General features: G+C 68.1%; 22 protein-coding genes, 1 tRNA gene and 1 pseudogene. 5 read left to right on the top strand and 19 right to left on the bottom strand.

The features are described from left to right. Both VFI59_15710 and VFI59_15705 read right to left on the bottom strand, forming a co-directional pair. Positions 1-196 (bottom strand): hypothetical protein (locus VFI59_15710; GenBank protein ID HET6715138.1); only part of this gene is annotated, 196 nt, incomplete at its 3' end. A gap of 388 nt (positions 197-584) precedes the next feature. Next, entirely contained in the window at positions 585-875 is a 291-nt protein-coding gene (locus tag VFI59_15705) for a P27 family phage terminase small subunit (protein HET6715137.1), read from the bottom strand. A 238-nt stretch (positions 876-1,113) separates the two neighbouring features. On the opposite strand from VFI59_15705, the gene VFI59_15700 reads away from it, so the two are divergent. Beyond that, a complete protein-coding gene (locus tag VFI59_15700) occupies positions 1,114-1,671 on the top strand; it encodes a hypothetical protein (GenBank protein ID HET6715136.1) in 558 nt (185 codons plus the stop codon). 168 nt (positions 1,672-1,839) lie between these two features. On the opposite strand, the gene VFI59_15695 is transcribed toward VFI59_15700, so the two are convergent. The 3 genes from VFI59_15695 to VFI59_15685 all read right to left on the bottom strand — a co-directional run bounded on the left by VFI59_15695 (position 1,840) and on the right by VFI59_15685 (position 7,094). After that, positions 1,840-3,027, bottom strand: coding sequence for a NosD domain-containing protein (locus tag VFI59_15695; protein HET6715135.1), 1,188 nt, complete (start codon positions 3,025-3,027; stop codon positions 1,840-1,842). 74 nt (positions 3,028-3,101) lie between these two features. After that, positions 3,102-6,509 (bottom strand): AAA family ATPase, encoded by a 3,408-nt coding sequence (locus VFI59_15690; GenBank protein ID HET6715134.1) that lies wholly within the window; start codon positions 6,507-6,509, stop codon positions 3,102-3,104. A gap of 285 nt (positions 6,510-6,794) precedes the next feature. Then, a complete protein-coding gene (locus VFI59_15685; protein HET6715133.1) occupies positions 6,795-7,094 on the bottom strand; it encodes a choice-of-anchor Q domain-containing protein in 300 nt (99 codons plus the stop codon). A 530-nt stretch (positions 7,095-7,624) separates the two neighbouring features. Between VFI59_15685 and VFI59_15680 the strand changes: the two genes are divergently transcribed. Then, entirely contained in the window at positions 7,625-7,909 is a 285-nt protein-coding gene (locus VFI59_15680; GenBank protein ID HET6715132.1) for a hypothetical protein, read from the top strand. A gap of 833 nt (positions 7,910-8,742) precedes the next feature. Here the strand turns inward: VFI59_15680 and VFI59_15675 are convergent. The 6 genes from VFI59_15675 to obgE form a co-directional block, all read right to left on the bottom strand. Then, a tRNA-Ala gene (locus tag VFI59_15675) sits at positions 8,743-8,815 on the bottom strand. A 13-nt stretch (positions 8,816-8,828) separates the two neighbouring features. Beyond that, positions 8,829-9,242, bottom strand: a complete 414-nt coding sequence (gene rsfS / locus VFI59_15670) for a ribosome silencing factor (protein ID HET6715131.1) — start codon at positions 9,240-9,242, stop codon at positions 8,829-8,831. Then, complete coding sequence (locus VFI59_15665) at positions 9,239-10,339, bottom strand: LCP family protein (GenBank protein HET6715130.1); 1,101 nt, start codon at positions 10,337-10,339, stop codon at positions 9,239-9,241. Before VFI59_15665 ends, rsfS begins: the two co-directional genes overlap by 4 nt. Beyond that, positions 10,336-10,914 carry a nicotinate-nucleotide adenylyltransferase gene (nadD, locus tag VFI59_15660; GenBank protein ID HET6715129.1) on the bottom strand — a complete coding sequence of 193 codons (579 nt, stop codon included), beginning with the start codon at positions 10,912-10,914 and terminating at the stop codon, positions 10,336-10,338. Before nadD ends, VFI59_15665 begins: the two co-directional genes overlap by 4 nt. An 86-nt stretch (positions 10,915-11,000) precedes the next feature. Then, entirely contained in the window at positions 11,001-11,453 is a 453-nt protein-coding gene (locus tag VFI59_15655; GenBank protein ID HET6715128.1) for a maleylpyruvate isomerase N-terminal domain-containing protein, read from the bottom strand. Continuing rightward, positions 11,450-12,739, bottom strand: coding sequence for a GTPase ObgE (gene obgE, locus VFI59_15650; GenBank protein HET6715127.1), 1,290 nt, complete (start codon positions 12,737-12,739; stop codon positions 11,450-11,452). Before obgE ends, VFI59_15655 begins: the two co-directional genes overlap by 4 nt. Positions 12,740-12,790: 51 nt before the next feature. Here obgE and VFI59_15645 point away from each other — a divergent pair, with 51 nt between their 5' ends. Continuing rightward, the gene (locus VFI59_15645) at positions 12,791-13,234 is read left to right on the top strand and encodes a hypothetical protein (GenBank protein ID HET6715126.1); all 444 of its coding nucleotides are present in this window, start codon (positions 12,791-12,793) and stop codon (positions 13,232-13,234) included. A gap of 4 nt (positions 13,235-13,238) precedes the next feature. Here the strand turns inward: VFI59_15645 and rpmA are convergent, their stop codons facing one another. The 3 genes and pseudogenes from rpmA to VFI59_15630 all read right to left on the bottom strand — a co-directional run bounded on the left by rpmA (position 13,239) and on the right by VFI59_15630 (position 15,334). Beyond that, positions 13,239-13,493: a 50S ribosomal protein L27 gene (gene rpmA / locus VFI59_15640; protein HET6715125.1), complete on the bottom strand. Its 255-nt coding sequence runs from the start codon at positions 13,491-13,493 to the stop codon at positions 13,239-13,241. Positions 13,494-13,625: 132 nt separating this feature from the next. After that, positions 13,626-13,922: pseudogene (rplU, locus tag VFI59_15635) on the bottom strand (50S ribosomal protein L21). A 47-nt stretch (positions 13,923-13,969) separates the two neighbouring features. Then, positions 13,970-15,334, bottom strand: a complete 1,365-nt coding sequence (locus tag VFI59_15630) for an Rne/Rng family ribonuclease (GenBank protein HET6715124.1) — start codon at positions 15,332-15,334, stop codon at positions 13,970-13,972. Positions 15,335-15,668: 334 nt separating this feature from the next. On the opposite strand from VFI59_15630, the gene VFI59_15625 reads away from it, so the two are divergent. After that, complete coding sequence (locus tag VFI59_15625) at positions 15,669-16,136, top strand: hypothetical protein (GenBank protein ID HET6715123.1); 468 nt, start codon at positions 15,669-15,671, stop codon at positions 16,134-16,136. Between the two features lie 479 nt (positions 16,137-16,615). Further along, positions 16,616-17,794, top strand: a complete 1,179-nt coding sequence (locus VFI59_15620; GenBank protein HET6715122.1) for a response regulator — start codon at positions 16,616-16,618, stop codon at positions 17,792-17,794. Here the strand turns inward: VFI59_15620 and VFI59_15615 are convergent. The 5 genes from VFI59_15615 to VFI59_15595 are packed head-to-tail and all read right to left on the bottom strand — an operon-like array spanning position 17,787 to position 23,390. Beyond that, positions 17,787-18,938 carry an FtsW/RodA/SpoVE family cell cycle protein gene (locus tag VFI59_15615; GenBank protein ID HET6715121.1) on the bottom strand — a complete coding sequence of 384 codons (1,152 nt, stop codon included), beginning with the start codon at positions 18,936-18,938 and terminating at the stop codon, positions 17,787-17,789. The two genes, VFI59_15620 and VFI59_15615, sit on opposite strands and share 8 nt — an antisense overlap. Continuing rightward, positions 18,938-20,929 carry a penicillin-binding transpeptidase domain-containing protein gene (locus VFI59_15610; GenBank protein HET6715120.1) on the bottom strand — a complete coding sequence of 664 codons (1,992 nt, stop codon included), beginning with the start codon at positions 20,927-20,929 and terminating at the stop codon, positions 18,938-18,940. The genes VFI59_15615 and VFI59_15610 overlap by 1 nt, the downstream gene beginning before the upstream one ends. Further along, positions 20,930-21,439: a rod shape-determining protein MreD gene (mreD, locus tag VFI59_15605; protein HET6715119.1), complete on the bottom strand. Its 510-nt coding sequence runs from the start codon at positions 21,437-21,439 to the stop codon at positions 20,930-20,932. Between the two features lie 4 nt (positions 21,440-21,443). Then, positions 21,444-22,262: a rod shape-determining protein MreC gene (gene mreC, locus VFI59_15600; GenBank protein HET6715118.1), complete on the bottom strand. Its 819-nt coding sequence runs from the start codon at positions 22,260-22,262 to the stop codon at positions 21,444-21,446. 45 nt (positions 22,263-22,307) lie between these two features. Then, positions 22,308-23,390: a rod shape-determining protein gene (locus VFI59_15595; protein HET6715117.1), complete on the bottom strand. Its 1,083-nt coding sequence runs from the start codon at positions 23,388-23,390 to the stop codon at positions 22,308-22,310. Positions 23,391-23,417 lie beyond the last annotated feature (27 nt).

Raw genomic sequence — 23,417 nt, 5'->3', positions numbered from 1 at the left:
GCGCGCCGACCGCGATGCTCATATACGAGCGGGTGCTCGCGAGCGCGTGGGTCGCGATCACGGCGACCGAGTTGGTCTCCCCTCCCGCGGGCTTCGCGTTGAGCTGATCCACCGTGAGACCCGCGATGCCGCGGCGAATCTCATCGAGGCTCTCCGCCAGGACATCGCGGGCTGCGTCGATCGTCGGGTCGCTCATCCCTCGAGGCTACCCCGTCGCGCGCCCCACAGGTCGGCATGGATCGTCCCCATGAGCACATTCAAGCCACCTTCTGGAAAGAGTGCCTTTCGGGTGTCAGAGCGTTCGCGGATGTTCCTAGAAGACCAGCCGACGGTCTATCGTCTTGGAGTGAGCGATGCTTGGCGGTGGCTCGTCGGTGGAGTAATGGCGATCGGCGTCGGTTTGGCTGTCTGGCCCACGACCTTCATCCTCGTACCTGCGGGCGTGGTGCTCATTGGTTTCGGAGTCGTGAAGTTCTTCCGAAGCACGTCCTCCCGCCCTGCTGATCAATCTGGCTAGACGTGAATGCGGCGTCATCTCGCCCGCGTGGGCGAGCGTGCGTCTCTCGACGCGATGCCGAGGGCGGCTACTTCCCTCGCTGGAGCCGTCCGTCCTTACTGACGCGGACGTTCCAGCCACGCTTCGACGGATTGATGAGCAGGCGATCACTGATTCCGAGCAGCTGGGATCGCAGCGACTCCTCGACCGCGACGAGCGGGTGCGCCCGACGCTGGCCGGTCGAGCCCTCGGTGACGAGTCCCTCGTCGGCGAGCACGCGCCGGATCTCGTCGAGCCGATCGCGCACGCGGAGGAGCTCGCCAGCCAGATCGAGGTCGACGTTAGCGCCACCGGACGCGGCACGGCAGTCGGCAACCAGGCCGGCCCACGCGGCGACGCCACTATCGCTGAGCCCCGAGGGGGAGCCGGGACGTCGCGGCTCACCGGTCTCGCCTCCTGAAAAATTCGGTCCGGCACCTTCCCGCGAAATGCGGCTGCGTGCATGTGGGCTGGGGAGCTAGCTGGCTGGCTCCCAACTCCCTGAGGATCTCGACCGCCTTGACCCTCCACGTTCCGCGGCTGACGATGGGTGCCCGTCTGTGGCATCGAGGAGGAGCATGCGAACCCTGAGCCGCACAGTCGCGTCGATCGCCGCCGCCTTTGTCGTCTCGGTGGCACTGGCCCTTCCAGCCTCCGCCGGGCAGCTGATTAGGTATCGAGGAGAGACGTCTGCCCCCTCGTACAACCGCGTGAAGGCCCACGTGGTCAAGAGGGACAGCGGTCGCCGGGTCCTCGAGTACATCGCAATCAATTTCACCCTCACATGCGAAGACGCCACCACCCAGGAGGTCATCGCGTTTATCGGGATAGGCCGGTTGGCGGAGGACGGCTCGTTCGCGAGAGAGATCAACCGAAGTGGTAGGGGGCTGTACGTGCGGGTCGATGGCACCATCGGCTTCCGCGATGGCAACGGGACGTTCTTGTTCAACCTCGCGAGACTGACCGAGGACGGATCCGATGCCCAGCTGTGCACGACGGGTGAACTGACGTGGACCGTCGAGCGCACGAACGCTGAACCCGCCAAGTGGGCCGTGGACATTCCTGGAGGCAATGGGCTCCTGAGGGTGAGCGTGTCGGACGGCGATCACGAGGTCGTCAAGCTGATGGAGCAATAGAAGCCATCACGTGCCTGAGACAGCTGAGGTCCGCGCCCTGATAGAGCAGGGCTACCGTCGGGTCACCGACATCGCCCCGATCCTCGGTGTGACCAAGCAGCGCGTGAGCCAGATCGTCTCCGAGCGTGAAGACTTCCGGACCGCGCCGCTACTGACGACATGTCACGTTCACACACTGGCGCGGATCCCCGTTCCCGCTAGCCCGGTGCCGCCGCCATCGATCACGCCAGCGACTGCATTGATACCGAGACGGCCGTTGTTCCTGGCCTCATTGCGGGTCAGCGTGGTTCTGGAGCTTCCGACGGAGATGCCGTCGGCTCCCGCACCGAAGACGTGGTTGCGCCGGATCACGGCGCGCGTCGGCGGGGAGGCGTATATCCCGGCGCGGGGGGCGCGGCGCACCTGGTTGCGACGCACCACGTTGCCGACCGATCGTTCGCCGCCCGTGAAGGTGGTGACCCCGATGCTGTTCCCCACCAGGCGGTTCCGGACGATGCGGTTGCGGTCGCCCTCCAGGATGATCCGATCCTCCGGGTTGCGGCGTACCCGATTGCGCCCGATGTGATTGCGGTCGGATCGGATGAGATGGATACCCAGCTCGGCGTTGTCGGCACTCGTGTTGTCGATGATCCGGTTGTTGTGGGACGAGAACAGCGTCATACCGACGCCGCTGTCAGGACCGGCGTTTCGAGAGGTCGTGTTCCCTCGCACGCGCGTTCGCGCAGAGTCGACGAGGATGATGCCGCTGAAGACGATCTCGATCGTGGCGAGGTCGCGCAGGGCATTCTCTCTCGCGCCAAAGAGGTACACGCCGAACGCGAACTCCGTCACGGTCCCGTCGATGACCCTGACATTGTTGTGGTCATCGTTGGCGACCCCGACGTCGCAGAACTCGTCCTCGGGGCACGGGTCCACCAAGGCGTCATTCCCGTCGATCGTGTGGCCGTTCAGATCCAGGGTGATGTCGGAGGCCCCGATCACGATCCCGTTGTTCGGGCAGTTGACGAGGTCGCTGTCGAGGGTCGTGTCGGTGGTGATCGTCTCTCCGCAGCTGACGTGGCTCGCGACGGCGCTCGCAGGGAACGCGGTGCTGATCAACGGCGCGAGCAGGATGCCGGTGGAGATCACGGTGAGGTACCTGCGAAGCGGTGCCGGCATGGTGCGCATGACGCCCTCCCTGAGCGTCTCGGCGCGCCAAGTGCTGCTCAACGGAGAAGCGCGTCCCGGAGAATCGTGCGGGCATTCTCTCGCGACGTTCTTGATCTTCGTCGTTTCTTGTCTACAACTTTCATTCGGAAGGGGAAAGGCCTTCCCAGTCAGCTCAGACCCTGAGCCAGGCCCCGCCGGGCCCAGCAAGAGGGCGTGCCTGCCTACCTCTTCAAGATCCGCGACAACACGTTCCAGGGTTGACTGGCGCAGGAACTCGCCCGCTAGGAGCTGAGCGCGATGGCCTTCTCTAGGAGCGCGTCGGTCTCGGCGAGCGCCGGGGCGGCCTGGAGCCGGTCGAAGATCGACCGAGCACGGCGCAGGACCGGAGCGGCCTCGGTCGGTCGGGAGAGTCCCAGGAGGCACCGGCCCCGGCCGATGAGTGCGAACGCCTGCTCGGGCACCACCCCGAATCGCCCCCAGCGCTCGGCGGCGTCGGCGTAGGCGTCGGCAGCTGCCTGGAAATCCCCGCGGGCCCAATTGAGGACGGCATTCGCCGCAACGAAGGCATGCTCGGCGTAGGGCGTGCGGGGTTCGACGCCCGCCACGAGACGTTGGGCAAGGGCGGGATCCCTGACCCTCAGAGCCGCGCGCGTCATTGCCGGGAGCAAGACGGGGTAGTTCACGGCGTCACGGGCGCCGGGGAGCGCCTCAAGCTCAGTGAGCAACGCATCGGCAACCTCGTTCTGATCGAACTCGGCGCGCGCCAAAGCGGAGGAGCCAAGGCCATGGATGATCGAGTTCGGGTCCTCGGTGACGCGGGCCGCGGCTTCGAGCCAATCGAGCCCCTGGGCGCTCTGGGTGCTGCCCTGCCCTCGTAGGCTGAGGATCCGGGCCTGGGCGGCGCGAACCGGGATGAGGTCCGTCACGTCCCCGCTCGCCTCCAGACGCTCCGCGAGACTGGCGACAACCTCGCTCACTTCGTCGAGCTCGCCCATATCGACAAGTTGGTCCAGCGTGAACGCCGCAGTGCCCTCGTCGGCTAGCCCCCGAGCTCTCTCGTGGCGGATGTTCTCGTGCAGGACCTCGAGAGCTGCGGCGGGACCTTCCATGAGCCAGAGTTTCAAGCCGAGATTGCCGAGGAGGAGGGCGCCCTCGCGGCCCTGCCCCGCCTCAGCTGCAAGCGCGATCGCCTCACGGAAGTCCTCCAAGCCCGCGGGATCCCCAAGGCTCGCGCGGGCATACCCCCGGAAGCCGAGGGCGCGCGCGGGGCGAGGAAGGCCGAGCTCTTTAGCGAGAGCGAGCGCCCGGTCGGCCATTCGCACCCCTTCCTGGGATCTGCCTTGAATGGCCTCGGTAGCAGCAACCTCGGTGAGAGCATCGACTAGATCACGCGTTGGCCCGAGCGGCTCCAAGAGCCCGAGCGCTTCTTCGGGGACCGTCCAGGTCCGCGGATCCCCGAGTCGGAATAGCACGTTGCCCAGCGTGTCCATCGCGCGGGCTGTGGCGCGAAGGTCGCCCGCTGAGCTAAAGGCCGCAATCGCCTCATCCAGAGCATCCTTCGCTTCAGCGAAACGCCCAGCATCGAGAGCGGCCTCACCGAAGCGGGCGAGCACATCGGGCCGTTCGGGATGTCCTTGGGGTGCGAGCGCGAGCGCCTGCTCCAGGTTGGCGAGCGCCGCGGCGGTGTCGAGTCCGAGCGCGCGTTCACCGGCGAGGGAGAGGAACCGAAGCGCCGGTGCCTCGAGCTCGGCGGCCCGCTCGGTCTCTCCGGCGGCACGAGCCAACTCCAGCGCGGTCGCGTAGTGATAGGCGAGGACATCTGCGAGGTCCTCGACACGTTCGGGGGCGATGGACTCGATCCATCGGGCGGCGGCGACGTGGCGGGATGCCCTGGAGGCTCGCGGGAGCTGGCCATAGGCGACGTCGCGGGCGAGCACGTGCCAGAACGCGTACTCGGCTTCGCCCTCGACCGATGAGCGGCGTGCATGGCGCACGAGTTCCTTCCGCGAGAGCTCCCAGAGCGTTTCGGTGACCGACGTGAGGTCGCGGTCGCCCATCTCAGCGATCGCGCCGGCCCAGAAGACCTTCCCCACGACCGCGGCGTCTGCGAGCATCGACTTCGCATCTGACGACAGCGTGTCCAGGCGCGCGGCGATCAGGGCGTGGACCGAGTCAGGGAGCGGGACCTCGGCACCTTCGCGCAGCTCCCAGCTCTGGCCCTTCTTGATCAGAAGGTCCTTGTCCTCCAACAGCCGGACGAACTCCTCGGCGTAGAGGGGGTTGCCGCCGGCGCGGTCCAAGACCGGCTGTTGGAGTTTGGCCGCGATCACGGTGGTCTCGAGCAGCGAGGAGACGAGGCGCGCAGTCTCTCCTTCCGACAGCGGCAAGAGGTTGATCATGGTGATGTTCCGCAGGCCCGCGGCATAGTCGGGGCGTCGTTCGAAGAGCTCCGGTCGTGCGGTGCCGACCACGAGCAGGGGCACGCCTTCGGCACGATCGGCGAGGTGCTCCAAGAAGGCGAGCATCGCCTCATCCGCCCAATGCAGGTCTTCGAAGACGAGCACGGTCGGGTCCTGTTCGGCGACGTACTCCAGGAACCGCCGCCAGGCGGTGAACAGCTCTTCGCGTTCGGCGGTGGAGGTGGCCTCGATCCCGAGCAGGGGCAGCAGGCGCTGGCGGAACCACGGACGTTCCTCGCCCTCGGGGAGGACGAGATCGAGCTTCGTCGTGGCGACATCGGGTGGGTCGGATTCGAGGATCCCGGCGTGGGCCTTCAGGATCTCGCCGAGCGCCCAGAACGTGATGCCCTCTCCGTAGGGGAGACACCGTCCCTGACGCCAGGTGATCAGGTCGGGCTTGCTGTCGACGTACCCGAGCAGCTCCGCCACGATCCGGCTCTTGCCCAGGCCGGGCTCCCCGACCACGGTGACGAGCTGAGGTGAGGTGGCCGTCACCGCCTTGTCGAAGATGCCCTTGAGGAGCGCCAGGTCGATCTCGCGGCCGATGAACGGGGTGTCGCGGGTCCGGGTGAGGTCGGTGCCGAACCGAGCTAAGGGGTTCTTCGCGTGGAACACCCGCACCGGCTCTGACTTGCCCTTGAGCGTGGCGGGTTCGAGCTCCTCGTAGTCGAAGACCCGCGCGGTCGCCTCGTAGGTCCCGAGCCCGACCGCCACCCCCAACTCGGGAGCCACCGACTGGATCCTCGAGGCGGTGTTGACCGCATCCCCGGCGAGCATCCGCTCCCCCGAGCCCGGGGTGACGCCGAGGCGGACCAGGGCCTCGCCGGTGTTGATCCCGACGCGGAGCCTGAGCGGTTCGCCTCCGATGGCCTCGAGCTCCTCGGCGTCCTCCGCGATCCGAAGACCGGCGCGGACGGCGCGCTCGGGATCGTCTTCGTGGGCGGCGGGTACACCGAACATCCCGACGACGGCATCACCGATGAACTTTTCCACGACCCCGCCGTAGGCCTCGATCGTGGTGCGTGCCATCAAGAAGTACGACACGAGCATCTTGTCCACGTCCTCGGGGTCGGCGGCCTCCGAGGTGGCGGTGAACCCGACCAGGTCGCAGAACAAGGCGGTGATGACCTTTCGCTCTTCGCGCACAGGGGCCTCGAGCTTGGTGCCGCATTCGCCGCAGAACTTCAGCTCGTCAGGGTTCTCGTGACCGCAGGTGGGGCACGTGGCCATCCTCGGAGCCTATTGCGATGGCAGCTGGCTCGCTCCAGTCATCGCACTCTGTTGGCGTACTCAGCTTTCCGATCTTTCGAGGGCTTCGGATGGAAACTCGATCAGTAGCCAGGATGGGGTCCCCAACACGGAAGACGGGTCGCCTCCGAGTGTTCACCGTAGCTCAGGTGGGGTCCCCACTCGCCGAGAGCGGTTGCCTCCGAGTCTGAAGAGCGGGGTGCTTCAGTCGACTCTTCGGCCCCGCCTCGATCAGGGCAGGCTTCCGTCATCCGTTCGCCTTGTTGTTCACCAGCCGCGACACCATCGGCGGGTGCCAGCGTCCACCGCTCCTCGGTCGCAGGCCTTCTGCTTCGAGACGGTCGGCGATCTGACGGTAGGAGAGCCCACGTTGGCGACGCCGTTGCCCACCGGAGCGTAGAAGCCATTGAACGTGTAGAACTCTGCCTCCACCTCCACGGCACCGATGTCGCGGCTGGTGCCCTGGGGCCGGGAGACTCCCCGCTGGTCGGTCGCGATCGTCGTCCCGCACCCGTTGGTCCCCGAGGGAATTTGGTCGATCGCCGGAGAGCCCGCCGCCGGAAGCATCGTCTCGGTCGGGCCACCGTTGTTGGCGAGCGGTCCGAGGTTGGGGTCGGTGTTCGGTTGCGAGTTGTTGGCGGCGAATCCGCAGGTCGCGTCCGAGGAGATGTTGTGTCCCGCATCGACGATCGAGCTGTAGCAGTCTCCCCCACCAAGCTGTTCGCCACGACAGGGTTTCGAAGCGTCGTCGGATAGGAAACGTACTCGCTATACCGCCGCCGTGGCTGTTCGGGCCCGGCGAGATGCTGTTGCCCCAGAGAGTGGAGTTGGTGATGGTTCCACTCATGCTGTCGATCGCGCCGCCGCTGACCGGAGCGGTTCCTCCCATGGCGGAGTTGCCCGAGAAAGTCGAGTTGGTGACCGTGAAGATGCCGTCGTCGTTGTAGGAGCCGCTCATGATCGCGCCTCCGCGGGCTCCGTCCGTCGCCGAGGCAAGGTTCCCGGAGAGGGTGGAGCCGACGACTTCGAGGACGGGAGTGAAGCCCGTGCCGTAAATGGTACCGCCGTAGGCGTCTCCCCCTGAGGCTGTGTTGCCAGTGAAGGTCGAGTTGGTGACGGTGAAGATGCCGCCGTTGTTGTTGATGCCACCACCGGCCGCCACGTACCCCGAAGCGGTGTTGTTCGAGAACGTGGAGAGGGCGACGTTCAACGCGCCGTCACCGGCGATGGCACCGCCATGTTCCGATGTGTTGTCTGAGAACACAGAGCTGGTGATGGTCGCGCTACCTCCACTGGAGATCCCGCCGCCGTCATTCGAGGCGGTGTTGCCCCTCCCCCGGCGATGGTCCTTGTTCGAGAGATGGAGATCGTTCGGTCGATGAGGTCGATATCCGACCAACGGAGGCCCGCAAGCTCGGCCCGCCGGAGTCTCGTCGAGCGCCGCGAGACGGAAGGCGGGATAAAGATCTGGATCGCGGAAGCGCGCGAACGCCAGCAGCTCCCCGACCTGCTCAGGGAGCAACCAGGCATGCTCCACCCTCTCCACGCGTGGGCGCTTTCGAGGAGCGGGATTCCGAGGGATGAGCCGTGAAGCTACGGCGTCCTCAAGCGCTCGACGGAGCACCGCGTGGACGTGGAGCACGGTGGTAGGTGAAAGGCCAATGCGAGCACGGCCGCCTGCTCGACGGAGCACCGCGTAGTGGCCCTTGAAGTCCAGCTCGCTCAGCGACGCGAGCCGCAGCCCGCCGATCGGATACCGCAGAACGTAGCAGCGGGAGAGAGCCTGATAGTTCGCCATGGTCGTCGGCCGGATGTCTCCTTCGATCGGACGGAAGCCAGTTCTCGGAGAGATACGCACCGAGAGTCGTACGGTCCGGCATCACGAATCCGCCGGTCGCCATTTCCGTGACTGCCTTTGCGATTGCGCGCTCCGCGTCGTCCTTCGTGCTGAACCCGCCGAGCGCAACGCGCTTTGAGCGGCCGCAAACCGGGTCTTGCACGGAGACTTCTGCATACCAGCGCCCGTTCGTCTTCCGCGTGATGCTTCCGATGTTCCGCTTGTGCCTGGGCATACTGCACTCCTTCCCTCGCGGGACGGGAGTGCGCTCTGGCACCGTGGGTCGCGGTTGCGGAATCCGTTGCGGAATCTCACCGCGCTCGGATCGCTCCGCCGCTCCTGTTCCTGCGTTCCTGCGTTCCCGCAGGTCAGGGTCGGTGGACCCAAGGGGAGTCGAACCCCTGACCTCTTGGCTGCCAGCCAAGCGCTCTACCAGCTGAGCTATGGGCCCTCGCCGGGTGATTCTATCGGCCGGTCGCGGCGGCGTCCGAAGCTTCCCACTCAACCTGGGGTGCATCGGACCACAGACGCTCGAGGTCGTAGTAGGCGCGCTCTTCCTCGCCGAAGACGTGCACGACGACGTCGACGTAGTCGAGGAGCCACCAGCCGGCCTCGGGCTCGCCCTCGCGTCGGAGCGGCTTCACGCCGAGCCCGCGGAGGGCTTCCTCGACGGCGTCGATCACGGTGCGGATCTGTCGCTGGGTGGCTGCCGAGCAGATCACGAAGAGGTCGGTGATCACGATGACCTCGCTGACGTCGAGGACCACGATGTCCGTGGCCTGCTTCTGGGCTGCGGCTCGGGCGGCGGCGATCGCCACGTCGCGGCTGGGCGGCAGCGCTGTGGCGCCGACCGCCTGCTTCCTCTGTTCCTGCGTCAAGCCGTGAAGTCCTTCCCCACCACGATCGTGATGTCGCCGACGTTCGATGGTACCGCCGCGACGCGGACACGGCCGACCCCCAGGGCTGCCTTCACGGCACGCGCCTCTCCCGCGTGGTCCGGTCCGTTCGCGAACACCTCGGTCCTGGCGATGTCGAAGCTCTGCGCGTTCTGCGAGAGCACCGTGCGGAACGCCTCGGGGAGGATGCTCACCGCGACCGACTCCCCCACCCCGGGCTCGCCGCTGCCGTTCTGCACGATCACGGGCACGGGGGTGGGTGTGCCGAGGATGCCCGAGAGCAGCTCGTCGAGCGTCGGATACACCGGCACGATGATCGTCGCGGTCACGCGTTCGGTGGGCATGTCGAGCACGTCGGCCCCCTGCGCGTCGGCGAGCGTGGCGTTCACGGCCTCGACGTCGTCGGTCTCGACCTCTGCCGTCACGGCCGGCGGGCTCGGACCGTCGAGGATCGCGCGCAGCAAGATCTCCCAGCGCACTCCGGCATCGTCGGTGGCTCCCGCGAGGAACGCCTTGGCCTGGGCACCGGACAACGTGACCTCGCCGGGGCCCAGCACGTCCCCGGTGGTCGGGTAGGACTCCGGGAGATCCACGGTCACACCACCGGCCGCATCGACCGCCGACGCGAGGTCACGGAGGGTCAGCACCGCGAAGTGTTCGATCCAGATGCCGCTCATGTTCGAGAGCGCCACCCGCATCGAGTCGCCGGGCAGGGCGGCGACCCCCGCCGTCGAGGTCTCCCCTTGCCCCGGCACCACGATGTTGAGCTCCGACGACAGCGGCATCAGGAACGGCGTGCCCTCGGTCGGCACGCCGACGACCGCGAGGAACGGCGCGGGGCCACCGTTCACCTGCAGGGCGAGCATCGCCGGCTCGTCGGACCCGCCGCCGTCGGCTCGGCCCTCGCCCGCGGGTGCCGAGGGATCGTCGACACGGGTCAGGATGAAGGCACCGATCATCACGACCACCAGGGCCGCCAGGACCCCCCACACGACGCCGCGACGGGTCCGGCGGGCGCGGGCGGCTCGCTCGACCCGGGACGGCCGCGCCGGCTCGCCCGGGGGAACCGAGGCGCTCACCGGTAGAGCTCCGACTTCTCGATGTAGCTCTTCACGCCTTCCGGGACCAGATAGCGGATCGGTCGACCCGTCTGCACCCGGGCCCGCACGTCGGTGGACGAGATCGCAAGCGCCGGCACGCTCATCACCGTGATACCCGGGTGCTTCGTGGGCGCGTGCGCCTCGAATGCCTCGAGATCGAACCCCGGCCGGGTCGCCGCGATGAAATGTGCGAGGACGAATAGCTCGTCGGGCTGCTTCCACTGCTCGACGATCTCAAGCACCGCGTCGGCTCCGGTGACGAAGAAGAGATCGGTACCCTGGCCCCGTTCGTGGCGCAGCTCCCGCAGCGTGTCGACGGCGTAGGTAGGCCCGTCGCGGTCGACCTCGATGCGAGAGACGCCGAACAGCGGGTTCGACGCGGTGGCGATCACCGTCATCAGGTACCGATCCTCGGGCGGCGAGACGACCCCGTGCTCCTTCATCCACGGGCGGCCCGTCGGCACGAACAGCACCTCGTCGAGCTCGAACTGGTGCAGCGCCTCTTCGGCGGTGACCAGGTGCCCGAAGTGGATCGGGTCGAACGTGCCGCCCATGATGCCCAGGCGCGTCCTCACTCCCCCAATCCTAGTGGGCAGACCCGCAACTTCCGGGGAGGGCGCGAACACGGGGACCGACGCGCTCACGGAGCTGATGCCTCGATGAACGAGCGCAGGTCCTCGACGTGCTTCGCGTAGTGCAGGGCACCGGACTCCTCGAACCACTCCGCCGCCTCGGGCGTGATCTCGTCGAGGGTGCCGATCGCCTCGACCATCCGTCGGCGCGATGCTTCGAAGCCGGCCCTGACCGCGGGCGGACCCATGGCTCTCGAGATCTCGAACCATGCTCGGTTCTGGCGTTCGATCTCCTCGCGCGTCTCCTCGGCGGGGTCGAACGACCCCTCGCGGATGCGCTCGAGCTGCACGGCGCAATCGGCCATCCACCCGGAGATGTGGAACATCGCATCCTTGGGCGACCACCCCTCGGCCGTGAGGGTCGGCTCCTCGAATCGTTCGTCGCCGATCCGATCGAAGCATCGGCCCAAGGCCCCCCAGGACTCGTCCTCCTCGCGCAGGAGCCGATGCAGGTCCGTCACTCGGCAGTCTCCGCGCCGGCTCGCTCGTCGGTCTCATCGGCTGGCGGCTCGTCGGGCAGGTATTCGAACACACGGTCGTGGATCGCGACCTCGTCGCCGCGGCGGGCTCCGAGCGAGGCGAGCTTGCGCTCGACCCCCTCCTTCTTGAGCCGGCGGGCGAGCGTCAGGACGTCTCCCTCATCGTCGAGGTCGGCCTCGAGCACCCATCGCTCGACCGAGCGTCCCGTCACCCGCCAGCGACCGTCCGGCTCGCGGGTGACGGTGAAGCGTGGCCGGCCCGGTCGGAGCACCACGTACGGCTGACGCTCGGGCTGGCCCTCGACCGCCTCGCGCGTCAGCGGTCCGAGACGCTGCAGCAGGTCGTGGACGCCGTCGCCGGTCATGGCCGAGACGGGGAGCGCTTCGTGGCCGAGGAGGGCTGCGGCGGCGGCGGGGTCGTCGACGAGGTCCGCCTTCGCCCCCACCACGATCGTCGGCCGTTCCACGAGCTCCGGGTCGTAGGCGGCGAGCTCGTCGCGCAGGACGCGGAGATCGGCAACCGGATCGTCGGCGGCGAGATCGACCACGAGCACGAGGGCGCGGCACCGCACGACGTGCCGCAGGAACCGGTGGCCCAGGCCGCGCCCCTCGCTCGCGCCCTCGATCAAGCCGGGGATGTCGGCCACGACGAAACGGTCCGCATCGCCCCCGGCGACACCGAGGTTCGGCGTGAGCGTGGTGAAGGGATAGCTCGCGATCTTGGGCTTGGCCGCTGTGAGCCGGGCGAGCAGCGTCGACTTGCCGGCGTTCGGCAGCCCGACGAGTCCGACATCGGCGACTGTGCGCAGCTCGACGCGCAGGCGCTTCTCCTCGCCGTCTTCCCCCGGCTCCGCCGTCCTCGGCACGCGATTGCGGGCACTGGCGAAAGCAACGTTGCCCCGTCCCCCTCGGCCGCCGTGGGCGACCACGCTGCGCGCCCCCTCACCCACGAGGTCGGCCACGAGGCCGTGCTCGTCGAAGACCACGGTGCCGTCGGGCACGGGCACCACCACGTCGCGGCCGGAGGCCCCGTCACGCTTCGCCTTACGCCCCGGCTCGCCGCCGTCGGCCTTGACGTGGGGATGGTCGGCGAGCCACGAGAGGTCGTGCACGCCGCCGGACACCTCGAAGACGATCGATCCCCCGTCGCCTCCGTCGCCGCCGTCAGGCCCTCCACGCGGCTTGAACGGTTCCGAGTGCAGCGACGCCGACCCGTTGCCCCCACGCCCCGCACGGGCGAACAGCGTGCACTCGTCGACGAACGTCATGTCCCCAAGCCTACGGTGGTCGCACGCGGCACGGCGGGCCATGATGAGGCCGTGGTGGAGCCGGTGACCGTCTGGCGGGTGCAGCTGCGCCGTGGAGATGTGCGCGACCGAGAGGGCACGCTGCGCCTCGACGACGACGCGCTTGTCTTCGTCGATGGTTCGTCGCAGAGCGAGACTCGTGTACCGTTCGCCGAGATCCGCTCCGCCCGGCGCGTGAAGGGCTCGCCGATCCTGATCGTCGTGCACGCCGACGGCGCGGAACGGGCCGAGACCGCCTACTACTTCTCGCAGCCGCCGCCGCTCGAGGTTCCGCCCCCCGGCAGCGCCGGCACGACGCCGACCGGGCGACCGCTCGGCCCGTTCGCCGCGATGCGCCGCACGTCGAAGCGTCGTCATCAGCGCGAGAACGTGAAGTACCTCGCTACGAAGGCGGGAGGGCTGAAGCCGACGATCCAGGCGTGGGCCAACGAGATCGGGGCGCGGGTACGCGGGTGAACCGCTACTCGGCGGGGAGGACCGAGGCGAACTTGCGCCCGCGGGACTCCGTGAACGTCACGAGCCCTTCGCGCAGGGCGAAGAGCGTGTCGTCGCCGCCTTTGCCCACGCCGTCACCCGGGTGGATGCGGGTGCCGCGCTGGCGCACGATGACAGCGCCGGCGGTGACGGCCTCACCGCCGTAAGCCTTCACGCCGAGGCGCTTCGCGTTCGAGTCGCGGCCGTTACGGGACGAGCCGCCGCCCTTTTTGTGTGCCATAAGACCTCCAGGGTAACAAAGGCGCAGACGTGTCCTCCCCTACGACCCGTCGCCGTCGGGCGCCGCCGCCTCCTCGGGCTCCGAGGTGGCCTCGGCCTTCTTCGACGTCGTCTTCCTCGTGGCGCCGAGGGCCACGCTTTCGATCTCGAGCAGGGTCAGCAGCTGGCGATGACCGCCGCGCTGGGCGTACCCGCTCTTCGGCCGGTACTTGAAGATGCGGACCTTGTCGCCCTTCTTCTCCCCCAGCGGCTTCGCCGTGACGGTCGCCTTCGCGGCTTCGGCGCCGACGTGCGTCTCGCCGTCGTCGTCGACGACGAGGAGCGGCTGAAACGTCACCGTCTCGCCCTCGTGCACGATCTTCTCGACCTCGATCACGTCGCCGGCCTGCACCTTGTGCTGCTTGCCGCCGGTCTTGATCACCGCATACATGCGTGCCTCCACACCGGTCACGGGCGCTGGTCGCGGGTCACCAGCGTTCACGACCCTTCGTAGTTGATCAGGATGCCCCGGCCCTCGCAGGTCGGGCAGGTCTCCGAGAACGACTCGACCAGGCCAGAGGATACGCGCTTGCGCGTCACCTGCATCAGGCCGAGCGGCCCGATCTCGAAGACCTGGCTCCGCGTCTTGTCGAGCGCCATGGCCTCCTTCATCGTCTCCTCGACCTTGCCCTTGTTCTTGTCGAGCAGCATGTCGATGAAGTCCACGACGATGATGCCGCCGATGTCGCGCAACCGTAGCTGACGCGCGACCTCCTTCGCGGCCTCGAGGTTCGTGTTCACGACCGTCTCCTCGAGGTTCGTCTTCCCGACGCTCTTGCCCGTGTTCACGTCGACGATCGTCATCGCCTCGGTCCGCTCGATGATCAGGTAGCCGCCCGACGGCAGCCACACCTTGCGATCGAGGGCCTTGTGGATCTGCTCCTCGATGCGGTGCTCCTCGAACGCCGAAAGCGCGCCAGTGTGCAGCGTCACCTTGGTCTCGAGGTCGGGAGCGATGTCACGGACGTAAGCCAGCACGCGTTCGTAGATGCTGGGCGAGTCGGTGACGAGCCCCCGGAACTCCTCGTCGGTGAACAGGTCCCGGAACACCCGCAGCGTGAGCTCGGGCTCCTCGTAGATCACCGCGGGGGCCTTCACCTTCTTCGCCTGCTTCTGTATGTCGTCCCAGAGCGCGACGAGCCGTTTCATGTCGTGGATGATCGCCTCTTCGGGTGCACCCTCGGCGGCCGTGCGCACGATCACGCCGTGGCCGCTCGGCTGCACCTTCTTCAGGATCGACTTCAGCCGCTTGCGCTCCGTGTCGCCGAGTCGGCGGCTGATGCCGGACAGATCCTGGTCGGGGGCGAACACGAGGTAGCGACCGGGCAGCGAGATCTGGGCGGTGAGGCGAGCGCCCTTGCCGCCCATCGGGTCCTTCGTCACCTGCACCATCACGGCTTGACCCGACTTCAGCACGTTCTCGATGCGGGGGGCCGGCCCCTCCAGGTCCTCGGGCCGGTAGTTCACCTCACCGGCGTACAAGACACCATTGCGGCCACGGCCGATGTCGACGAACGCGGCCTCCATACCGGGAAGCACGTTCTGCACGCGGCCCAGGTAGACGTTGCCGACCATCGAGGTCGCGCCCTGGCGGGTCACGTAGTGCTGGACCAGCACGTCCTCCTCGAGTACGGCGATCTGGTCGCGCTCGCCGCGCTCGGTGATCACCATCAGCTTGTCAGTGATGCGGGGCGGCACGATCGCGGGCTCGCGACGACGGCGCCCGTCACGCCCGGGGCGGCTGCGACTGCCGCGGATCCCGCGGGTCGGGCCGCCTGCCGCGACCTGTTCCTCGACGGTCATCTGCTGTGTCCGCCCGCCCCGAGAATCCTGATCGTCCTTGGACTGGCCGTTGCCGCCCCCGCGGCCCTGGCCCGACTTCGATCCCGATCCCCCGCGGCCACCGCCGCCTCGCGACGACGTGCTCCGTCCGCCTGCGGGCGCGTCGGGTGCAGCGTCGTCACGCTGGGACGAAGAGGTCTGCGCTCGAGGTGAAGGGTCGACGCCACCCTCGGCATCCTCTCGCGAGCGCTCCGAGGCGCTCCCGCTTCCCCCTCGGCCCCGCCCCCGACCGCCGCGGCGACGCCGCTTCCGCGGGGCGCCTGACGGCGAGGACGATACGTCGGCGGTCTCGGGAGTGCCGGCTACCTCTTCGGCGGCCGTCTCGGTCTCGCCCGATCCCTCCGAGCCCGACGAGGGACGGGGGCGAGCCGGCGCCGGGCGCGTGGGCGAGGCATCGCTCGAGGGGGCGTCGGACCCATCGGTGGTCGTTGCCGACGGAGAGCCTGAGCCCCTGCTGCCACGGCCTCGGCCCCCCCGGCGCCGGCGGCGCGCCCCGCTCGAGGCGCTCGGAGCCGGTTCGCCCTCGGCCACCCCGCCCGATCCTCCTCCGTGCGACTCGGTCGTCGCGGGCCTCTCGGGCTTCGCTGCCGTCTTCGCGGGCGCCTCGGGTTTCGCCGGCGCCTCCGTCCTCGGCGACGATCCGGTCCGGGGCTTCGGGGGGGTGCCGGGCTTGGGCAACGGCGCGCCCCGCTTGAATGCGGCGATGCGCTCGTCGACCTCGGGGTCGGTCGGCACCTTCGGTGCCGCGACCTCGGTCTCGTGATCCACGGTTACTCCTCTCGGTCGATGCGAGAGGACGCGCTGAGGCCGGTGCAGACGCAACCACCGAACCGCGCGCGCGTGCAGCGCGCCGTGCTCGGCGACGAGGTGCTATCGGTGCCCACGCTGCGGCCGGTGCCGCGCGCCCGGCCTCGCGCGAGATCGCGCACCCGTTACATCCTTGTCCGGCGCTCGCGGTCCGCGCTCCTGGCCGTTGATGCGGCTGGGCGGCGGTCGCGCGCCTCCTCGACTCCCGGAAACCCGCCGAGACCGTGGATCCGGTGGATCCGGTCCTGGACGGGAACGTCTGCGCACGAGCATAGCAGCGCGAACGGGGACCCGAGCACGAACCGACCGGTCGGGGCCCGCTCCGCATCGGGGCGGCCTAGTCCCTCCGGACCAGAGGAACAGGGCCGTGTCCCCCGGGGGGAACCCGGCGTTGGCTGGATACCGCCGTACGCCGAACCTGCCGACACTTCCCCCATGAGCAACGTCGCCTTCCCCGCCAACGTGGCGACCCTTCCATCGGCCATGCATCGGGTCCGTGTACTGCTCGTCGACGACAACGACGGGTTCCGCGAGTCCCTCGCGATGCTGCTCGACACCGAGGAGATGACCGTCGTGGGGCAGGCGCCCAACGGTGCGGAAGCGCTGGCCATGATCGGGGGTCTCGACCCCGACGTGGTGTTGATGGATGTCCGCATGCCCGAGATGGACGGCATCGAGACCACCCGCGAGCTCAAGTCGCGGTTCCCGTCGCTCGGCATCGTGGCCCTGACGGGCTCCGAGGACCAGCGGGCGGTGCGCGACATGCTGGTCGCGGGTGCGTCCGGCTACGTCTTGAAGGACAGCGACGGCGACGAGATCCTGCACGCGGTTCGCCAGGCGGTCACCGGCGGGGGGGTGCTCTCTCCCGAGGTCACGCCCACCGTGATCGAGGAGCTCACCGAGGCCCTCGGGCGTGAGCGTCGACGTACCCGTCAGCTCGAGATCGCCCAGGAGGCCCTGCTCGAGCGGGCGGCTCGGCGGCACGAGCTGATCTCGCGGCTGGGCCACGAACTCCGCACCCCGGTGACCGTGATCCTGGGTATGGCGCAGACGCTCGCCAAGGGAACCGCGCCCGAGGAGGACCGCGGGGCGATCCTGGAAAGCCTCGTCGACCGCGCGAACGGGCTGGCCAGGCTCGTGCACCGGTTCGAGGCGGCCGTCGAGGCCGGACTGACCGAATGGGCCGACGTGGTGCAGGTGGCGCGCGAGGTCGCGGAGGGACGGGAGCGGGTCACGATCGAGGCCCCTGCGGGCCCCGCGATGGCGAGCCTGAACCGCACCGCCGCCCACCGCGTGATCGAGGAGCTCGTCGAGAACGCGCTGGCGTTCTCCCCCGTCGACTCGCCCGTGATCGTGTCCGTGACCCTCGGCCCGTCGGGGCCCGAGGTGCGGGTCACCGACCACGGGTCCGGCATCGACCCCGAGGCGATGCACCGCATCTTCGAACCGCTCGAACAGGCGGAGAGCCTGAACACCCGCACCCATCAGGGGGTCGGGCTGGGCCTGACGCTGGCGCGCATGTCGGCCAACGCGATGGACGGCGACGTGCTGCTCGAGTCGACGGGCCCCGAAGGCTCGACGTTCGTGTGGGTCGTGACGCGCCCGGTTACTTGAACCGGCGCATGTGCACGTTCAGCAGGATGCCGATCGCCACGAAGTTCACGAGCATCGCCGTGCCCCCGTAGCTCAGGAACGGCAGCGGGATGCCGGTGATCGGCATGATGCCGATCACCATGCCGACGTTGACGAAGATCTGGATCGCGAACATCGATGCGACCCCGGTGGCCAGGTAGGTGCCGAACGCATCCTTCGACAGGTACGCGATGCGGATCGCCCGCCAGAGCAGCAGCGCGAACAGCCCCAGCACGAAGGCCGAGCCGAAGAAGCCGAACTCCTCCCCCACCACCGTGAAGATGAAGTCGGTGTGCTGCTCGGGCACGTAGTCGAGGTTCGTCTGCGAGCCCTGCAGGTACCCGCGCCCGAACATGCCGCCCGAGCCCACCGCGATCACCGACTGCTCGAGGTTGTATCGCGCGTCCTCGCTGACCGAGCCGGAGTCGAAGACCGTGAGCAGCCGCTCGACCTGGTACTCCTCGACGACGTTCATCTGGAACGCGAGCGCGATCAGCACGATCGTGGCCGCCGCGAGCGCGATCAAGTGCTTCGCCTGGGTGCCGGCGACGACCAGCACGCCCACCGTGATCGCCGCGAGCGCGATCGTCGTGCCGATCTCGACGTTCACGAACACGAGCAGCATCGTCACGCCGGCGACGCCGATCACTCGGACGAGGTCCGGAACGGTCGGCACCGGCGACCGCAGCTCGGACAGCATCGCCGCGAGGATCACGATCAGGCCGATCTTCGCGAACTCCGACGGGCTGATCTGCAGCAGGCTGACGCCGGGGATGTTGATGTAGTTGCTCGTGCCCGTCTGGCTCGCCGCGAGCCCCGGGATGCGCAGCAACAGCAGCCCCACGAGTGTCGCCCCGTAGATGAACCCCGCGTAGACCTTCAGGAACCGGTAGTCGAACGTGGCCATCACGAGGAGCAGCACAAGGCCGAGCACGGCGGTGACCACCTGCTTGTTCACGCGGGAGAACGGATCGAAGCCGTCGGCGCGCAGGGTCTGGCTCGTGGCGGAGTAGATCGCGAACAGGCCGATCACCACGAGTGCCGCCGTGACGAGCAGTAACGTCGGGTCGAGGTGGCGGATCGGGCGCCGTTCGTCGGCCCAGACTCGACCTGCAACGACGTCCATCAGTCCTGCCCCGTCTGGGTGATGACCGGTGCGTCCGACTCGATGCCGTACATCGTCTCGATCATGCGGCGCACGAGCGGCGCCGCCACGTCAGACCCGAAGCCCGCCTGTTCCACCATCGCCACGACCACGTACTTCGGGTCGTTCGCCGGCACCATCGCGGCGAACCACGACGTGTCCTGGAACTGATCGCCACGGTACGCGGTGCCGGTCTTCCCGGCCACCGGGATCTCGTCGAGTGGGAAGCCGTAAAAGGCGCTCCGCGCCGTGCCCCGAAGGGGCACCTGGGTGAGTGCGTTTCGGATGTAGTCGAGCTCGGCCTTCGTGTAGGGCACGGTTCGATCGCACTGGCCGTTCACCGTCTTCAGCTCGGACTCGCCGTCGCTCGCCATCACCCGATCGACGACGTGGGGACGGCACATGTGACCCTCGTTCGCGATCGCGCCGTAGGCGGTTGCGAGCTGTAGGGGGGTGACCGACATGTAGCCGGATCCGATCATCGTGAGGATGTAGCCGCCGGGGTTCCACCCGCCCGCACCGAACAGGTCCCGCTGCGCCGGGTCATTGCCCCACTCGGCGTCGGGCAGGAACCCGCTCGCCTCTCCCGGCAGGTCGACGCCCGTCGGCCTCTCGAAGCCCCAGGCGCGGAGGTCCCGTTGCAGCGGCTCGTTGTTCTCACCGAGTTGGTCGTTCTGGTACCGGAACCAGAAGTCCGAGCCCCACTCGTAGAAGCTCGAGTCACAGGAGATGATCAGGTGCTCCGCGAGGTTCCCTGGATACAGGTCCTGCGTCGACCAGTTCGAGAAGGAGGCTCCCGACGTGTCACCCGGATGGACGTACTCCGATGGGCATGCGTAACTCGTTCCGAGATCCGCATAGCCCTCCTTGACCGCGGCGAGGGCCGTGAACGGTTTGAAGGTCGAGCCGGGGATGTAGACCTCCTGATAGGCGCGGTTCAGCAGGGGGGCCACGGCGTCCGCGCCAGCGCAGTCCGGATCGTAGCCGAGGTAACACTCCTGCCCCCGCGTCAGGCCGGTTACATACCACCGAGGGTCGAAGTCGGGCCACGAGGCCATGGCCTTCACCCCGCCGGTCTCGACGTCGAGCACGATCACGACGCCCGCATCGGCCTGAAAGTACTTCAGGCTGTCCTCGTCGAAGACCTGCTTCGTACGGAAGATGCTCTCTCGGAGGTGGTCCTCGGCAGCCCGCTGCCACTCGCTGTCGATCGTGAGCACCAGGTCACCTCCGGGGGCAGGCTCACGCCCGCCGAGATCGCGGATGCGCTCCCCGTCGGAGTTCACGACGTAGCGCTGGAGACCCTTGCCCCCCCGCAGCCATCGCTCGTACTGCACCTCGAGGCCGGATTGGCCGGCCATGTCGTTCGGGCCATAGCAGCGCACGGTGGAGTCGAGTTCCTCGCAGGACTGGAACTCGTCACTCTCGAGTTGGGGAGCCGTCACCTGCCCGACGTAGCCGACCATGTGCGAAGCAGTCGTCCCCATCGGGTACTCGCGCACGCTCGCGTTGCGCACCTGCACCCCGGGGAAGTCCTCCTGCCGCTCCCGGATCGCGAACGCGACCTCTTCGTCCACGAACTCCGCGACGGGCTTGGGCTGGTAGTCGAAGTAGAGCTTGCTCTCGAGATCGCGACGGATCTGCTTCACAGGGATGTCGAGCATCGCGGAGAGCTCACCCAGCACCTGCTCGGCCACGCCGCTTTCCTCGAGCTCCTGCTTGTCGACACGGACCTCGAGGCTGCTGCGGTTCTGGACGAGCGGTTGCCCGTTGGGCTTGCCGTATTGGTCCTCGGTCCAGATCTCCCCGCGCAGCGCGTCGATCGCGACCGATCGCACACCGTTGTTCTGGGCTTCCTCGGCATAGACCTGCGTTGCGAGCACCTGCAGGAACCAAAGCCGGGTCGAGAGGGCCGCGAACATCACGAGCACCAGGATCGCGAACACCTTGAGGCGGGCGGAGCTCTTCTCCATCTAGAACCTCACCACCCGTGTCGGCCTCGACCCCTCGATCACTCGGCGCAGCAGCGGGTAGACGATCGGCGTGAGGATCGCGTTGTAGAGCGCGGTCAACAGGGTCACGCGGATCGCGTAGGAGAACGTCTCCTCGAGCTGACCGAGGAGGAACGCGACGACCTGGTAGAACGCGATGCCTGCCGCCGTGCCCACCCCGACCAGGATCGTGGGCAGCAATGGCGACGGGGAGACGATGTATTGGCGTGCGAGGCCGGCCGCGTAGCCCACCAGGGTCAGCGTGAGCGCCGTGATGCCTTTGGGCTGGTTCAACAGGAAGTCCTGTGCGAGGCCCGCCGCGAACCCGGTGACCGCACCCTCGTTCGGCCCCTCGAGGATCGCGATCACGATCGTGATGAGGTACATCAGCTCTGGGCGCACGCCGAGGAGTTTGAGGTTCCAGAACAAGGTCGATTGCAGCAGGAGGGCCGTCACGATGACGACGATCGTCACGAGCACACGTCGGGTCACCGGCTCACGCCTCCGTCCTCGCCTGCAACACGAGTACGAACTGCAGCGTCTCGAAGTCGACGGCGGGACGCACCTCCACATACTCCTGCGTGACGTTCTCGGCCTCGATCGTTCGTGAGACCTGGCCGATCAGCATGCCGGGCGGATAGAGGCCGACCTCGCCGTTGACCTCGTACCCCTGCGTGAAGACCGACTCGTCGCCCTCGATCACCGTGCCAGGCTCCACGAGGCTCATGCGCAGATCCTGATCGCCCTGGCCCTCGACGAGGCCCGCTTCCTCGGTGCCCTCGACGGTGGCGGCGACGGCGTAGTCGCGATCGATGATCAGCCGGACATCGGACGACGTCGGGGTCACCTGCACGACGCGCCCGACGAGCATCGGCGAGCCCGGGAAACCGGTCGCCACCGGCTGATCCACCTCGATGCCGGCGTTCGATCCCTTGTCGATCGTGATGGTGTACTCGAAGTTCGAGATGCCGTTCGCGATCACGAGCGCCGGCACCGACGTTGGGTCGAGTGAGCCGCGGAGCTCCATGAGGTCCAGCAGCCCCTGGTACTGCTCCTGCTCGTATGCATCGGACGCGATCTGCGAGCGGAGGGAATCGTTCTCCTCCTGCAGCCGCTCGTTCTCATCGGCGAGCGAGGGAAGGTGCGCGAGCCCCGAGAAGAAGTCACCGACCGGCTCGGTGACCGTCGTCACCGCTTCCTGCATGGGCGCCATGACGGACTTCGCGGCGCTGCCGACCCCGGCGAGCGGGCCAGATGCGCCCTGTCGGTAATCGAGGGTGATCACCGCGAGGGAGATCGAGACCAGGGCGACCACCAGGAGCCGCGTCGAGCGGGGGCGCTGCCGGGTGACCACGGGCGGCTACCGGCGCGACGGGGTCACCAGGACGCGCTGCAGCACCTCGAACTCCTCGAGGCACTTGCCGGATCCCAGCACCACCGCCTGCAGCGGCGTGTCGGCGATGCGCACGGGCATGCCGGTTTCGTGGCGCAGGCGCTTGTCGAGCCCGCGGAGCAGGGCGCCGCCGCCGGTGAGCACGATGCCGCGGTCCATGATGTCCGCGGAGAGCTCGGGGGGGGTCCGGTCGAGCGTGGTCTTGATGGCGTCGATGATGGCGTTGACGGGTTCCTCGATCGCGCGGCGGATCTCCTCCGCCGTGATCGTGATGGTCTTCGGCAGACCGCTCACGAGGTCGCGCCCCTTGATCTCGGCCACGAGCTCCTCCGGCATCGGGAACACGCTCGCGATCGCGAGCTTGATCGCCTCCGACGTGCGCTCACCCAGGAGCAACGAGTACTCCTTCTTCACGTGCTGGATGATCGCCTCGTCGAGCTCGTCGCCGCCGATGCGGATCGACGTGCTCGTGACGATGCCTCCGAGCGAGATCACCGCGACCTCGGTCGTCCCGCCGCCGATGTCGACCACCATGTTCCCGGTGGGCTCGTGGATCGGGAGCCCGGCGCCGATCGCGGCCGCCATGGGCTCCTCGATGATGTAGGCGCGACGGGAACCCGCCGCGATCGTCGCCTCCTCGACCGCGCGCTGCTCCACGCCGGTGATGCCCGACGGGACGCAGACGACCACGCGCGGCTTCGCGAGGAGGCGCCGCTTGTGAACCTTCTGGATGAAGTACCGGAGCATCTTCTCGGTGACGTCGAAGTCTGCGATCACGCCGTCCTTCAGGGGGCGCACCGCCTGGATGTGGCTCGGCGTGCGCCCGATCATGCGCTTGGCCTCGGCGCCCACGGCAAGGATGGCTCCGGTAAGGGTGTTGATCGCGACGACGCTCGGCTCGTTGAGCACGACGCCGCGGCCACGCACGTACACGAGCGTGTTCGCGGTGCCGAGGTCGACGGCCATGTCGCGACCAAGGAACCCGAGTACACCCTCCGTCCCCTGGTTCTTGGACGTGGGAGAAGAAGATCGTTGAATCCTCTCGGCCATGATGGGACTCGCAGGCCATTCAACAGG

Source organism: Actinomycetota bacterium (assembly GCA_035697485.1).
In the GTDB taxonomy this organism is placed as follows: Bacteria; Actinomycetota; UBA4738; order UBA4738; family HRBIN12; genus JAOUEA01.
Note: the sequence above shows the minus strand (reverse complement) of the source record. Positions and strands in the feature narration are given on the sequence as shown.